The sequence below is a fragment of the Streptomyces sp. NPDC006207 genome, assembly GCF_040613835.1.
In the GTDB taxonomy this organism is placed as follows: Bacteria; Actinomycetota; Actinomycetes; order Streptomycetales; family Streptomycetaceae; genus Actinacidiphila.
In genome coordinates this window covers 50,396-63,139 of sequence record NZ_JBEXSX010000011.1, presented here as the reverse complement: position 1 = coordinate 63,139, position 12,744 = coordinate 50,396, and the positions used below count along the sequence as shown (strand labels likewise).

Below are 12,744 nucleotides of genomic sequence, written 5' to 3'. Positions count from 1 at the left end.
GACAAAACTGTAATCTCCAAATCGTTCAATGGAACACGCAACTCACAAGCCACCGAGACCCCCGCTGTGAACTTCCGGCGGGGGTCTTTGCGTATCCGGGGGAGGTGCAATGGTCGACTTCCCCAACCCGCGGGTGATCGACGTTGACAACCGCGATCACCTCGGCAACATCTGGCAAGCCGCCCGAGCAGCCGGCGTGAAGCCCGCCACCATCCGCGTCTGGGTCCATCGACAGAAGATCGAGCCCATGCCCATCGCAGGGGGCGAACCGCTCTACCACCTGCCCACCGTCGAACGGGCAGCGCAGGTTCGCCACGGCCGGCCCCGCAAGGCCGCCTGAGGAGGCGTCGTGGACTTCTCCACAGAGCAGGTCATCACCCACACTCTGAAGCTGACCGACGCCGAGCTCGCCGAGATCCGTGAGGCAGCCAAGTGCGCGATCGACCTTGGGGGCGCCACCGACGAGCATCTGCCCGTCTGGCGCTCGCTCGCCCGCCTCGGACTGTCGGCCATACGCGGTACGGCCGCCGCCTAGTTGTCCTCGCGGCTGGTTCTGAGCCGACCGCTCCCGCCGCGAGGCGTTCTCTCCCGCTGCCCGGTGTCTCCAGGGCCGGGCAGCGGGTCACAACCTGAGGAGGCCGCGCCGTGGCGGAAGAGCACGCGTTCGCACTGACCATCGAAGCGTCCGGCGAGGTCACCCCGGCCCAGCCCGAGCCCGAGGCTGAGACCGAGGAGGTCGAGCAGTGACCGCAGGACTCGCCCCCGCCACCGTGTCGGGCTGGCTGAACACGCTCCGCACCACCGGCAACGGCGGCGCGGCGTACAGCGCGGTCGCCGGCACTTTCGTTCAGTTGCACACGGGGGATCCCGGTGCGGCAGGCACCGCCAACGTCAGCGTGGGCTCCACGACCCGCAACTCGTTCGTGTTCTCCTCGTCGTCGTCGGGGTCGGCCCTGTCGCTGGGCACGCCGCCTTCGGCGTGGACGAACGGCGGCACGTCGGAGACGCTCACCCACATCTCCGTGTGGACCGCCTCTACGTCCGGGACGCTGCTGTTCACAGTGGCGCTGACCGCGTCGCGCGCCTGGGCGTCCTCTGACTCCTTCACGCTGTCCACGCTCACGGCTGCGCTAACACCGCAGTCTGCGTGATCCCCTGACGGGGAGGGGCCATGGCGACCTTCACCGACGACTTCAACAGGGCCGACAGCAGCAGCTTGGGCGCCGGGTGGGTGGAGGTCACGGGCGACTGGTCGATCGCCTCCAGCAGGCTCAGCCCGGGTGTCTCGACCGGGACCGTCGTGCTGCGCGCCGCGACGGCGATGGACAGCTCCGACCACTCCGCGCAGGTCACCATCGCCGTTGCCGCGGCAGCGAGCCAGGGCGTGTGGTGCCGAGGCAACAGCACCTTCACCAGCGGCTACCTGTGGCGCAACGACGGGTCGAGCTGGAACTTGTTCAGCAACGTCGGCGGCTCCTTCACCAGCATCGGCTCCTTTGCCGGGGCGGCCGTGTCGGGCGACGTGGCGAAGGTTCAGGCCGTCGGATCGACGATCAAGGGCTACGTCAACGGCGTCCAGCGCGTCTCGGTCACCGACACGGCCGTCACGACCGGCACGAGCGTTGGCCTCCGCTCGGACACGCCCGGCACGATCAGATTCGACGACTTCTCCGCTGCGGACGTCACCAGCGGTGCCACGGGCGATGCGGCACTCTCGGGCACCGCCACACTGGCGGCCAGCGGCCTCCGGGCTACTGCGGGCGCCGCTGCGCTCACCGCGACCGCCTCCCTGTCCACGTCAGGGCTGCGCGCCACCACGGGCAGTGCGGCCCTCGCGCCCACGGCTGGCCTTACGGCCGACGGCACCCGGGCCACGACCGGGACAGCGAGCCTCGCCGCGACGGCGTCCCTGGCCGCGTCCGGGCAGACCACTGCAGTCGGCAACACCGCCCTCGCGGCCACCGCGACCCTCACCGCGATCGGCCAGCGTGCAGCCATCGCTGTTGCGGGCCTGGCCGCCACCGCCGCCCTCACCGCGCAGGGCCTCGTCGCCCACGACGGAGCAGCGGCCCTCACCGCCGTAGCCGTCCTGACTGCCGACGGGACGACCGGCACGCCGCCCGGAACCGCCACCCTCACGGCCACAGCCGCCCTTACCGCGGCAGGGGCCACGGCTAGCACCAGCACCGCGCAACTCGCCGCCACGGCCACCCTCACGGCCAGCGGGACGACGACCTCAACGGACGATGACGTTGACGTCTCCGTCGGCGCCCCCTACGCCACATGGATGGTCGGGGAGCCATACGGGCCCACCTGGGCCGCGCAAGCACCCCACGCCAGCGACTGGGAGGTAGACGCCCTGTGGTGATCCCCAGCTCGTCCACGGAGTACCTGCACGTGCCCATCACTGCACCCGCCGGAGTGGACCTGACCGGGGCACCAGTACGTATCGCCATCGTGGCGCACGCCGAGAACCCGTCCGAATCGGAGTGGCAGACCGCCGAGTGGGTCGACGACGTCGCAAGGCTCCTCATCGGGCCGGACGGCGGCGCGATCGCCCTCACCCGCGGCGACTACCGGGTGTGGGTCGCTGTCGATCCTGCTGGCCCCGAGAACATCGTCCGCCAGTCCGGTGCCCTGAGCATCATCTGACCTCCCCAAGCCGCGCCGCGACTTCCCCCCGGCGGCGCGAACGGCCCGCCGGTAGGGGTTGCCGGCGGGCCACCACCACCCAAGGAGAAGGCATGCTCGAGCTGATCTGCTACCTCGCCGCCCTCATCCTCGCCGCCATCGCAGTCCTCGCCCCCAACAGCCCGCCGTTCGACCGCGTTCGCTTCCTCGCGGCCGCGTTCGCCGCATATGTCATTCCCGCGCTCGTGCACGCCGCGCAGAGCGTGTAAGCCCCAAGGCGGTCACTGAACGGTCACAGACCAGCCACAAGCGGAACAAGCACTGCCCAACACGCATCAGCCGCCCCACACTGGCCGGACGCGCACAGACCGTCCTGGGGGGACCATGCGAATCCGTACCGCCGCCGTCACCGCGGCCCTGCTCCTCGCCCCGCTTACCGCATGCAGCGGCGGCAGCGAGCCCGACGTTGCAGCCTGCAAGGCCGCCATGGCCAAGCAGCTCGACACCGCCGTCAAGGCCGGCGACAAGGCCGAGGAAGGCAGCCGGCCCGCTGAGTGTGAAGGCGTCGACAACAAGACGTTGGAGCGCATCGTCGGCGAGGTGACCGAGGAACAGCTCGGCAAGGCCATGGAGAGTGCCCTACCCAGCGTCTCCAGCGGCGCCCTGGCCATCACCGGGGACTGCCGGGCCTGGATCGAAAGCGAACTGCAGGACGACTCCAGCAGCCTCGACGCCACGGCAGGCCAGGATGCCTGCGGCTACATGAGCCCCGACGAGCTGCAACAGGCCATCGACCAGGTCACCGACGACCTCATGAACCAAGGCTGACCCCAGCGGGAGGTGGCGCCCGTGGCTGGCAACCCCCGAAACGGGCGCCCCTACCGCCAGCTGTGCGCCGACCAGCGGGCCATGGGCCTGCCGTGCTGGCTGTGCGGCGAAGAGATCGCCTACTGGATCACCGGGCCCGAGGCCGGCAAGCACCCGGCCGCCTTCACGCTGGACCACGCCATCCCGCTCTCGCGGGGTGGCGACCTGCTTGATCCCGCCAACGCCCGCAGCGCGCACCGCCGGTGCAACTCGGCGAGGGGCAACAAGCTCACCATGGCGCCAGCCGTAGCGTCCCGCAGGTGGTGACGTCCGGTGCTGTACGTCGTCACTGGGCCGCCAGCCGCAGGCAAGTCCAGTTGGATCCGGGCCCACGCCAAGGCCGTCGACGTCGTCATCGACCTGGACCTGATGGCGCTGGCCATGGCCGGCCCAGGTGCTGACCACCACAGCCACAGCGACACGCTGCTGAAGGTCGTTCACCGGGCCCGGCAGGCAGCGATGTACGAGGCGTTCAAGCACCTCGATACCACTGACGTGTACCTGATCCACACGATGCCGCAGGCTAAGGCCATGGCTCAGTACAAGCGGCTCGGTGCCCGCATCGTGGTCGTCGACCCTGGTCGGGCCATCGTCGAGCAGCGAGTCAAGGACATGCGACAGTCCGGCATGGAGGCCGTCGTCACGCGCTGGTACCAGCAGCGCAGGCGGTGGTCGTCACGCGATGTGATGCCCCAGGCGTCCCGGTCGTGGTGACGAGCCGGGGTTCACGATCACCCATGGCGGGTTGCTTCGCGTGATGCGGTGGCCGGCCGATGCCGACGGGCCACGCTGGGCGACCTCGAACGGGTGGCCGGGGGTGCGCGACCAGGGCGAACCATGATCGGCCCGGGGCCGGCTGACCCTTCTTTGAGTGGAGGAGCGGGCGACCCAAACGCCCTTCTCGCCCGATTTTTTGCGTGATCAATTTGAAAGGCGATCTTGACCCATCTGGACGCAGATTCATTTTAGTGGCGTCACTCTCTGTGACGTCACCGTGTGTCACCTTCCCTATTTCGCATCTGGACGCAGATCTGATTTAGCGAGCGGGTCGGGGGTGCCGCATGCCGGGGGTTGAGGACGCGATCCGCGCGGAGATCGATTCGCTGCGCGCGGAGCAGGCTGCGCCGGGTCTGGTCGCCGTTGCGATCGATCTTGCCCGGCAGATGGACGGCACCGACGCCCCAACGGCAGCCGCGGTGGTCGCGCGTGAGCTGCGCGCGGTGATGGCGGACGTGCGGAAGCTGGCCCCGGTGGGCGAGGAGGGGGACGCACTCGATGAGCTCCGTCGTAAGCGAGAGGCCCGCCGCACCGGGTGACGTTCTGCTCGGCTGCCAAACCCCGCGGGTGACGACCGTACCGCCGGTGTTCTTGTCCTCGTCAGGTCAGGAAGCCGCCGAGCTCGCTGCGATAGCGGGTCTGCGGCTCGACCCGTGGCAGCAGCTCGTCCTCGACCAGGGTCTGCGGGAGCGGGGCGACGGGAAGTGGGCGGCGTTCGAGTGCGTCGTTAACGTCCCGCGCCAGAACGGTAAGGGCGGCATCATCGAGGCCCGCGAGCTCGCCGGGCTGTTCTTGCTGGGCGAGAAGCTGATCCTGCACAGCGCCCATGAGTTCAAGACCAGCATCGAAGCGTTCCGCAGGATTGAGTCGCTCATCGTGAACTGCGACCAGCTGCGGAAGCGCGTGGCCCGGGTGCGGCGGACGACGGGTGAGGAAGCGATCGAGCTGATTGGCGGGCAGCGCCTTCGTTTCCTTGCCCGCTCGGGCGGCTCGGGTCGTGGCTTCACCGGGGACTGCAACATCCTCGACGAGGCGATGATCCTCGGTGACGAGGCTATGGGCGCGCTGATGCCGACGATGGCCGCGGTTCCGAACCCGCAGATCTGGTACCTCGGGTCTGCTGGTATCGGGTCTCCGTCGGCGCAGCTTGGCCGGTTGAGGCGCCGTGCGCTGGCTGCTGCGGAATCCGGGGAGCCAGATCCCAGCCTGGCGTACTTCGAGTGGTCGATCAGCCCGCACGCGGACGAGTGCCGCCCGGACTGTACGGACCACGACGACATCGACGACCCGCGGTCTCACGCCAGGGCGAACCCGGCGCTGGGCATTCGCATCACGCCGGAGCACGTCCGTAACGAGCTGCTGTCGATGGGCGAGCTGGTCTTCGCCCGTGAGCGCCTCGGTCACGGCGCGTACCCGTCGGATGCTGCGGACACGTGGTCGGTGGTTGGTGAGGACGCGTGGCGGGCCCTGGCGGACGGCTCGTCGCGTCCGGCGGACCCGGTGGTGTTCGCCATTGACGCGACGCCGGAACGCTCGCACGCGGCGATCTGTGTGGCTGGCCAGTCGGGCGAGGTCGTGCACGTCGAGGTCGTCGACCACCGACCCGGTACGGGCTGGGTGGTGGCGCGGGCCAAGGAGCTGCACGAGAAGTGGCAGCCTGCAGCGTGGGTGGTGGATGCGGGCGGCCCGGCCGGTTCGCTCATTGCCGACTTGGAGCGCGAGCTCGACATGGAGGTGACGGCGCCGAAGACCCGGGAGATCGGGCAGGCCACCGGCCAGTTCATCGACTCCGTGACGGATCAGACGACGGTGCATCTGGATCAGGCGCCGCTGTCAGCCGCCCTGGCGGGCGCGGAGTTGCGGCCGCTGGGTGACGCGTCGGCGTGGTCCCGGCGGGGCGTCTCCGTGGACATCAGCCCGCTGGTCGGCGTGACGCTGGCCCGTTGGGGCTGGGTGACGCGGCCGGAGGAAGAAGACTCAGATCCGCTCAACAACATCTGGTGAAGGGGGCTCGCATGGCCAGCAAGGAGCCCCTGGCCGTTCGTGTGGCTGGCGCGGCCGGAGTCCTGGTGGCAGCCGCTTGGCGGGCGTTCCCGGCTCTGCTGGGCCTGTTGCTCGTCTCGTATGGAGCGTGGCTGGCGTGGCCGCCTGCCGGCTTCCTTACGGCTGGCGCGTTGGTGCTGGCAGATCAGGTAGCGGGTCGCGTGGCGGCCGGTAGGAGGCCGCAGTGAGCTTTGTGTTGGGTCGTGCTGAGCGGCGAGCGTGGACGGCCGAGCCGCCGATCCCGCCGAACTCGATGCAGGGCAGCAGCTTTGCCCGCGTGGACCTGTCGCGCACGGAGTCGTCGCTGCAGAAGCTGGCGATCTGGGCGTGCGTGAACCTGGTGGCTTCGGTCGCGGAGACGATGCCGCTGAACTACTTCCCAAAGCCGCGGGAGACGGCTGCGATGCCGTCGTGGATGACGGACCTGGGTGGCGACGGGTACGGCCTGCCGGACTGGTGCTCGCAGTACGTGTACTCGGCGATGCTGCGTGGCAACGTGTACGGCGCGATCGGCAAGCGGAACCCGACCCGGGGCACGCCGACGCTGATCCAGTTGCAGCACCCGGATCTGGTGGGCGTGTGGCTGGACGACGACGGCCAGCCGGCTTGGCGGTTCAACGGCGAGCAGGTGTCCCGCGGCGAGGTCTGGCACAAGCGTTTCCATCCGACGCCGGGTCGGCTGCTGGGCTTGTCGCCGATCGCGGTGCATGCGCTGACGATCGGCACGGGCATCTCGGCCTTGCAGTTCGGCGCCCAGTGGTTCCAGGACGGCGCGCACCCATCGGGGGTGCTGACCACCGACCAGGCCCTGGATCAGAAGCAGGCGATGACCGCGAAGGAGCGGTTCATGGCTGCCGTGCACGGCCGGCGAGAGCCTGCGGTGCTGGGTGGCGGCTGGAAGTACCAGTCGATCCAGATCGCTCCGAATGAATCCCAGTTCCTGGAGACGAACAACTACACCGCCGCCGAGTGCTGCCGGATCTTCGGCCCCGGATTCGCCGAGATCTTCGGGTACGAGACCGGCGGCTCACTGACCTACAGCAACATCGAGCAGCGTTCGCTGGACCTGCTGACCTACGCAGTTGATCCGTGGCTGGTGCGCCTTGAGCGGGCCCTGTCGGACTTGCTGCCGAAGCCCCAGACCGTGAAGTTCAACCGGTCCGCGCTGGTCCGCACAGACCTGCTGACCCGGTTCCGGGCGCACGCGATCGCCCTGCAGAACCAGTTCGAGACCGTCAACGAAGTCCGGAACCTCGAGGACATGGGGCCCGTGGAGTGGGGCGACAAGCCCACCGCGCCGCCACCCGATCCCGCCGCAATCAGCCTGGGAGGCTAGGTGAACGACAAGAGCGAGCGCGCCTCCGTCACGGGTATCGTGCGGCGCGCCTATCCCGTACAACTGGAGGCCCGCGCCAAGGACGGCGCCTCCGGAGTTTCCACGATCACCGGCTATGCCTCGGTGACGGAGCAGCCCTACGAGATGTGGGACTTCCTCGGCGCCTACGGCGAGGTCGTCCGCTCCGGATCCTTCACCAAGACCCTGACCGAGACGCCCCAGGTGCAGCTGCTGCTGAACCACGGCGGCCTCGCCATGGCGTACACGAAGGCCGGCACGCTGCGCCTGTCGGAGGACTCGACCGGCCTGCACATGGAGGCCGACGTCACCGCCAAGCGCAGCGACGTGCAGGACATGCTGCTCGCCCTGGAGGACGGCTCCGTGGACGAAATGTCGTTCGCGTTCCGGGTGACCCGCCAGTCGTGGTCGCCGGACTACGACCAGCGGGACATCCTCGAGGTGGATCTGCACCGCGGTGACGTGTCCGTCGTGAACTTCGGGGCGAACCCGAACACCAGCGTGCAGCCTGCGATGCGGGCTGCCGACTTCGACCAGCTTGGCGATGACGACGCCCGCGCTCTCTTGGAGCGCCTGCAGCGTCGCTTCGCCCCGGCGGAGCCCGTCTCGGTCCCTGTGGCTGCCGGGCATCCGTTGTCCCTGTACCTGGCTCAGGCCGAGGCTCTCAGCCTGTAGCTGTTTCCGCCTGCTTCACCTGACGCGCCGGAGTCCACGCCGGAGCGCCTTGCGGCATGTCCGCTGGCGCCACCACCTGGACCACCACCCGGACGGTTCGCGGGCGCGACCCACCCAACACCCAACAAGATCAGGAGTTAGCCATGCTCGAATTCCTGCGTAAGCAGCTGCAGGACGCGCTCGAGCGTCGGGCCGCGCTGAAGACCGAACTGGACGGCATCCTCACCGCGCCGACCGCGGAGAAGCGCGACCTGAACGCCGACGAGGAGTCCGCGTTCGCCGAGAAGCGCGACGCCATCAAGGGCATCGACGGCGACGTCGAGACCCTCCGCGGCCGCATCAGCGAGCTGGAGGAGGGCGAGGCCCGCGACGCCCGTGCCGCCGAGCTCCGCGCCCAGTACTCGGCGAAGGGCCCGCAGCCGACCGGTATCCGGGTCACCTCCGAGCCGGAGACCTACCGGCGCGACGGCAAGACCTCGTACTTCCGGGACCTGTTCCGCGCCCAGCAGCGCGGCGACCACGAGGCCATCGAGCGGCTGCGCCGCAGCGACCGCGAGGTCATCGACGGCCTGGAGAAGCGCGCCCTGACCACCACCGACGGCGGCGTCGGCGAGTTCGTGCCGCCGCTGTGGATGGTCGACGAGTACGTCAAGCTGGCCCGTGCCGCCCGCGTGGTCGCGGACCAGGTCGCGCACCAGCCGCTGCCGGCCGGCACGGACTCCATCAACCTGCCGCGCCTGGCGACCGGCACGTCGACCGCCGAGCAGGCCACCCAGAACACCGCGGTGTCCAACACCGACGCCACCTCGAACAGCGTGACCGCCGCGGTCGCCACGCTGGCCGGCCAGCAGGTCGTCGCCCAGCAGCTGCTCGAGCAGTCGCCGATCAACATGGACACCATCCTTCTCGCCGACCTGGCCGCGGACTACGCGACCAAGCTCGACGTGTTCGTCATCAACAACAACGCGGCCAGCAAGCGCGGCCTGCTCAACGTGACCGGCGCCAACGCCATCACCTACACCGACGCGACGCCGACGGTGGGCGAGCTGTACTCCAAGGTCGGCGACGGCATCCAGCAGATCCACACGGGCCGGTTCATGCCGCCCGACAAGATCTTCATGCACCCGCGGCGCTGGGCGTGGTTCACCGTGTCCCTGGACACCGCGGGCCGGCCGCTGGTCGTGCCTTCGGCGAACATGCCGCAGAACGTGCTGGCCGCGATGAGCGACGTCGTCTCGGAGGGCTTCGTCGGCACGCTGCAGGGCCTGCCCGTGTACGTCGACCCGTCCATCCCGACGAACCTCGGTGCGGGCACCAACGAGGACCGGATCATCATCGCCCGCTCCTCGGACGTGATCCTCTTCGAGGGCACGCCGCGTGCCGAGGCCTTCCGCGAGACGAAGGCCGACCAGCTCTCCGTGCTGCTGCGGTTCTACAACTACGCGGCCCTGCACTCGGAGCGGTACCCGAAGAGCATCAGCGTCGTGGCCGGCACCGGCATGATCGCCCCGACCTTCTAGTTGCCCGGGGTGCCGCAGGGCTGATGCTCTGCGGCACCCCTGTGGGAGGAGGAAATCATGGCCGACAAGAAGACCGACGAGGACGTCCAGCGCGACGCCTACGCGGCTGCGCTCAAGCGGGAACGGGAAGGCTACGTTCTGCGCGGTCTGTCCGACCGCGTGTCAGCGGTGGACGCTGAGCTCAAGCGGCTCGGCGTTGCGGCCCCGTCCACGGAGCCGCGGGAGACCGCCGCCGAGAGCAAGCCACGGCGTACCGCTGCCCAGGCGCGCGGTCGCAAGACCGACTGACGGGCGGTGGTGAGCCGTGCCGTTCGATCTCGGTGACACGGTCCGGCTGGAAGCCGAGTGCCGGGATGCGGCCGGCTCGCTGGCGACCGCATCCACCGCCGTCCTGACCATCACGCTCCCGGACGGCACCACGGCCACGCCGACGGTGCCGGCGCCAGCGCAGCCCGGGCAGCCGGGGCAGTACCGCGTCGACTACGTCACGACACAGGCTGGGCGGCATTCGGCGCGCTGGGTGTGGACTGGCCCGGAATGTGCGTACACCGACATGTTCGATGTGCGGGAGGCCGTGCCGCCTCAGCTGTTCTCGCTGGCCGATGCCAAGCGGCACCTGCAGATCACCACGTCCACGTCGGATGATGAGCTGCGCGCGGTGGGCGAAGCAACGACGCGCGCGGTCGAGTTCTTCGTGGGTGCCGTGACGCGGCGCACGGTCACCGAGGTCGCGCACGGCGGCACCGACCGCATGCTGCTCACGACCACCCCGGTCCTGTCCGTCACCTCGGTGGCGGGCATCGAACTCGGCCAGCTCGCCGTTCCTGCGGCCGCTGTCGATGTCGACACGGACACGGGGGTGCTGCGCCGCACGGACGGCATGCCGTTCTGGGCGGGGCCGTACCGCGTCGTATATGTGGCGGGCCGGACGCTGGTGCCCGCGAACATTGCCCTGGCGGGGAAGCTGATTCTGCAGCACCTGTGGCGCACCCAGTACGGGGCGTCTCGGGGGCTGTCGGCGATCGGTGGCGGTGAGGACTTCAACGTGACCGAGCCGATCCCCGGCCTGGGTTATGCGATTCCGAACCGTGCCCTGCAACTGTTGCAGGCGGACCGGCAGCCTGGGGGGATCGCGTGACGACCTCCCGGGTTCCGGCGGCCATGGACGCTCTGCTCGCGTTGTCACGGGAGGCGGCCCTGGCGGTGGGCTCGATGCTGGATGGCGTCGAGATCGTCGATGGGCCGCCGGTTGTGAACCTGACCGCGCCGGATCGGCTTCACTTCGGGTGGCAGCCGGATGCCGACGCGGCGGTTGCTTTGGAGCAGGAGTTCGCGTCGGCGGGTGCCCGGCGGCGCGACGAGCGCTTCACCATCTCCGGCTATGCCGAGTCCCGGTCCGGGGACACCAACATGCAAGCCAGGCGTTCGCGGGTCTTTGAGATCGTGGCCGCGCTCGAGGATCTGCTGCGCGCCACCGACGCGGCACCCGAGGCGCCGACCCTGAACGGCTCCGTGCTGTGGTCGGAACTGACCGCAGGCGACCTGCGCCAGTACCAGGCCGAGGGCGTGGTGGCCGGCCTGAACTTCAGCATCGCCTGCCGCGCCCGCCTGTGACCCCCTGATCCGTTTGCCCGCCAACAGGCGGGTGTTTCGCCATGCCTGAACCAAGGAGTGAGCTCATGGCGCGTGTCCGTTTCATCGGCCCGGAGCCGGTCACCGTGCCGGAGCTCGGGGACCGCCTGGTGCAGCCCGACGAGGTCGTCGAGGTGCCCGATGCCCGTTTCGAGGGCTACGTGTGCCAGACCGCTAACTGGGAGTCCGTCGAGGAGCCCAAGACCGAGCCCGCGAAAAAGACCGCGGCGAAGACCCTGAAGGGGAGTGACGACTGATGGCGATCGGTTCTGGTCTCGGCGCGCAGGTCGGCATTGCCGCCGAGTCGACCTATGGCACCTTCGTGGCGCCGAGCAAGTTCATCGAGTTCACGAAGGAATCCATCGTCCTGCGCAAGACGACTGCGCAGTCGGCGGGGATCGCGGCGGGCCGCCTGTTGGCGCTGTCGTCGCGGCGTGTGCTGACGACGCAGGACGCGGGCGGGACGCTGGAGATGGAGGTCACCAACAAGGGCATGGGCGTGCTGCTGCAGACCCTGATGGGTACCAGCGTGACGCCGGTCCAGCAGGGCGCAGGCCCGGCCTATCTGCAGACTCACACCCTGGCGGACACGGCGGGCAAGAGCCTGACGATTCAGAAGGGCGTCCCGCTAACGACGGGCACCGTCACCGACAAGACGTTCGTCGGCTGCAAGGTCATCAGCGCGGAGTTCTCGTGTGAGGTCGGCGGCATGCTGACCGCGTCCTTCGAGATCGACGGTAAGACCTGCGACGAGAACCAGACGATGGCGACCGCGTCGTACTCCAACATGGCGCCGTTCCACTTCGGGCAGATGGCGGTGAAGACTGGCTCGTTCGGTACGGAGACCGCGCACGATGGCATCCGCAAGGTCTCGGTGAAGGTCGAGCGGCCGATGGCGACCGACCGCTACTACGCGGGTCAGGCGGGGCTGAAGAAGGAGCCGATCAGCAACGACCAGGTCAAGATCAGCGGGTCCATCGAGATGGACTACGTCTCGACCACGCTGGATGATCTGCACACCAGCGACGGGGCCACGTCCTTCGTGCTGGAGTTCGTTGGCCCGCTCATCGCGGCGACGTTCTTCGAGACGTTCCGCATCACCCTCCCCGCCATCAAGATCGACGATGCTCCGCCGCAGGTCGAGGGCTTCGACGTCATCCGGCCCACGTTCAACTTCACCGGCCTGTTCGACGGCACGAACCAGCCGAAGATCGAGTACATCTCGACGGACATCACCCTGTGAGG

General features: G+C 69.1%; 19 protein-coding genes. All 19 read left to right on the top strand.

Annotated elements, in window-relative coordinates; genetic code table 11:
- Positions 1–109 precede the first annotated feature (109 nt).
- The 19 genes from ABZ312_RS11470 to ABZ312_RS11380 all read left to right on the top strand — a co-directional run bounded on the left by ABZ312_RS11470 (position 110) and on the right by ABZ312_RS11380 (position 12,742).
- On the top strand, positions 110–340 hold the full coding sequence (locus tag ABZ312_RS11470; RefSeq protein WP_500437345.1) for a MerR family transcriptional regulator: 231 nt from the start codon (positions 110–112) through the stop codon (positions 338–340).
- 9 nt (positions 341–349) lie between these two features.
- The gene (locus ABZ312_RS11465) at positions 350–535 is read left to right on the top strand and encodes a hypothetical protein (protein WP_500437343.1); all 186 of its coding nucleotides are present in this window, start codon (positions 350–352) and stop codon (positions 533–535) included.
- Between the two features lie 208 nt (positions 536–743).
- Positions 744–1,151, top strand: a complete 408-nt coding sequence (locus ABZ312_RS11460) for a phage tail fiber protein (RefSeq protein WP_500437341.1) — start codon at positions 744–746, stop codon at positions 1,149–1,151.
- Positions 1,152–1,171: 20 nt separating this feature from the next.
- Positions 1,172–2,368, top strand: a complete 1,197-nt coding sequence (locus ABZ312_RS11455) for a hypothetical protein (protein ID WP_500437339.1) — start codon at positions 1,172–1,174, stop codon at positions 2,366–2,368.
- 29 nt (positions 2,369–2,397) lie between these two features.
- Positions 2,398–2,652 carry a hypothetical protein gene (locus ABZ312_RS11450; protein ID WP_500437338.1) on the top strand — a complete coding sequence of 85 codons (255 nt, stop codon included), beginning with the start codon at positions 2,398–2,400 and terminating at the stop codon, positions 2,650–2,652.
- A gap of 92 nt (positions 2,653–2,744) precedes the next feature.
- Positions 2,745–2,900, top strand: a complete 156-nt coding sequence (locus ABZ312_RS11445; protein WP_500437336.1) for a hypothetical protein — start codon at positions 2,745–2,747, stop codon at positions 2,898–2,900.
- Between the two features lie 115 nt (positions 2,901–3,015).
- Positions 3,016–3,459, top strand: coding sequence for a hypothetical protein (locus tag ABZ312_RS11440; protein ID WP_500437335.1), 444 nt, complete (start codon positions 3,016–3,018; stop codon positions 3,457–3,459).
- Positions 3,460–3,480: 21 nt separating this feature from the next.
- On the top strand, positions 3,481–3,765 hold the full coding sequence (locus ABZ312_RS11435) for an HNH endonuclease (RefSeq protein WP_500437333.1): 285 nt from the start codon (positions 3,481–3,483) through the stop codon (positions 3,763–3,765).
- A gap of 6 nt (positions 3,766–3,771) precedes the next feature.
- Positions 3,772–4,212: an AAA family ATPase gene (locus ABZ312_RS11430; protein WP_500437331.1), complete on the top strand. Its 441-nt coding sequence runs from the start codon at positions 3,772–3,774 to the stop codon at positions 4,210–4,212.
- Positions 4,213–4,559: 347 nt separating this feature from the next.
- Positions 4,560–4,814 (top strand): hypothetical protein, encoded by a 255-nt coding sequence (locus ABZ312_RS11425; RefSeq protein WP_500437329.1) that lies wholly within the window; start codon positions 4,560–4,562, stop codon positions 4,812–4,814.
- A gap of 28 nt (positions 4,815–4,842) precedes the next feature.
- Positions 4,843–6,279 carry a terminase large subunit domain-containing protein gene (locus ABZ312_RS11420; RefSeq protein ID WP_500437327.1) on the top strand — a complete coding sequence of 479 codons (1,437 nt, stop codon included), beginning with the start codon at positions 4,843–4,845 and terminating at the stop codon, positions 6,277–6,279.
- A gap of 223 nt (positions 6,280–6,502) precedes the next feature.
- The gene (locus ABZ312_RS11415; RefSeq protein ID WP_500437325.1) at positions 6,503–7,654 is read left to right on the top strand and encodes a phage portal protein; all 1,152 of its coding nucleotides are present in this window, start codon (positions 6,503–6,505) and stop codon (positions 7,652–7,654) included.
- Positions 7,655–8,347, top strand: a complete 693-nt coding sequence (locus ABZ312_RS11410; RefSeq protein ID WP_500437323.1) for an HK97 family phage prohead protease — start codon at positions 7,655–7,657, stop codon at positions 8,345–8,347.
- A gap of 143 nt (positions 8,348–8,490) precedes the next feature.
- Entirely contained in the window at positions 8,491–9,867 is a 1,377-nt protein-coding gene (locus ABZ312_RS11405; RefSeq protein WP_500437322.1) for a phage major capsid protein, read from the top strand.
- Between the two features lie 57 nt (positions 9,868–9,924).
- Complete coding sequence (locus tag ABZ312_RS11400) at positions 9,925–10,155, top strand: hypothetical protein (RefSeq protein ID WP_500437320.1); 231 nt, start codon at positions 9,925–9,927, stop codon at positions 10,153–10,155.
- A 16-nt stretch (positions 10,156–10,171) separates the two neighbouring features.
- Positions 10,172–11,005, top strand: coding sequence for a head-tail connector protein (locus ABZ312_RS11395; protein ID WP_500437318.1), 834 nt, complete (start codon positions 10,172–10,174; stop codon positions 11,003–11,005).
- A 23-nt stretch (positions 11,006–11,028) separates the two neighbouring features.
- A complete protein-coding gene (locus tag ABZ312_RS11390) occupies positions 11,029–11,481 on the top strand; it encodes a hypothetical protein (protein ID WP_500437316.1) in 453 nt (150 codons plus the stop codon).
- A gap of 65 nt (positions 11,482–11,546) precedes the next feature.
- Positions 11,547–11,756, top strand: a complete 210-nt coding sequence (locus tag ABZ312_RS11385) for a hypothetical protein (RefSeq protein ID WP_500437314.1) — start codon at positions 11,547–11,549, stop codon at positions 11,754–11,756.
- Positions 11,756–12,742: a phage tail tube protein gene (locus tag ABZ312_RS11380; protein ID WP_500437313.1), complete on the top strand. Its 987-nt coding sequence runs from the start codon at positions 11,756–11,758 to the stop codon at positions 12,740–12,742. The genes ABZ312_RS11385 and ABZ312_RS11380 overlap by 1 nt, the downstream gene beginning before the upstream one ends.
- The last annotated feature ends 2 nt before the right edge of the window (positions 12,743–12,744 follow it).

Excerpts from the sequence above, each read along its gene's own strand:
- ABZ312_RS11470 (WP_500437345.1), top strand. The coding sequence starts at position 110 with ATGGTCGACTTCCCCAACCCGCGGGTGATCGACGTTGACAACCGCGAT.
- ABZ312_RS11455 (WP_500437339.1), top strand. The coding sequence starts at position 1,172 with ATGGCGACCTTCACCGACGACTTCAACAGGGCCGACAGCAGCAGCTTG.
- ABZ312_RS11445 (WP_500437336.1), top strand. The coding sequence starts at position 2,745 with ATGCTCGAGCTGATCTGCTACCTCGCCGCCCTCATCCTCGCCGCCATC.
- ABZ312_RS11440 (WP_500437335.1), top strand. The coding sequence starts at position 3,016 with ATGCGAATCCGTACCGCCGCCGTCACCGCGGCCCTGCTCCTCGCCCCG.
- ABZ312_RS11425 (WP_500437329.1), top strand. The coding sequence starts at position 4,560 with ATGCCGGGGGTTGAGGACGCGATCCGCGCGGAGATCGATTCGCTGCGC.
- ABZ312_RS11405 (WP_500437322.1), top strand. The coding sequence starts at position 8,491 with ATGCTCGAATTCCTGCGTAAGCAGCTGCAGGACGCGCTCGAGCGTCGG.
- ABZ312_RS11400 (WP_500437320.1), top strand. The coding sequence starts at position 9,925 with ATGGCCGACAAGAAGACCGACGAGGACGTCCAGCGCGACGCCTACGCG.
- ABZ312_RS11390 (WP_500437316.1), top strand. The coding sequence starts at position 11,029 with ATGGACGCTCTGCTCGCGTTGTCACGGGAGGCGGCCCTGGCGGTGGGC.
- ABZ312_RS11385 (WP_500437314.1), top strand. The coding sequence starts at position 11,547 with ATGGCGCGTGTCCGTTTCATCGGCCCGGAGCCGGTCACCGTGCCGGAG.
- ABZ312_RS11380 (WP_500437313.1), top strand. The coding sequence starts at position 11,756 with ATGGCGATCGGTTCTGGTCTCGGCGCGCAGGTCGGCATTGCCGCCGAG.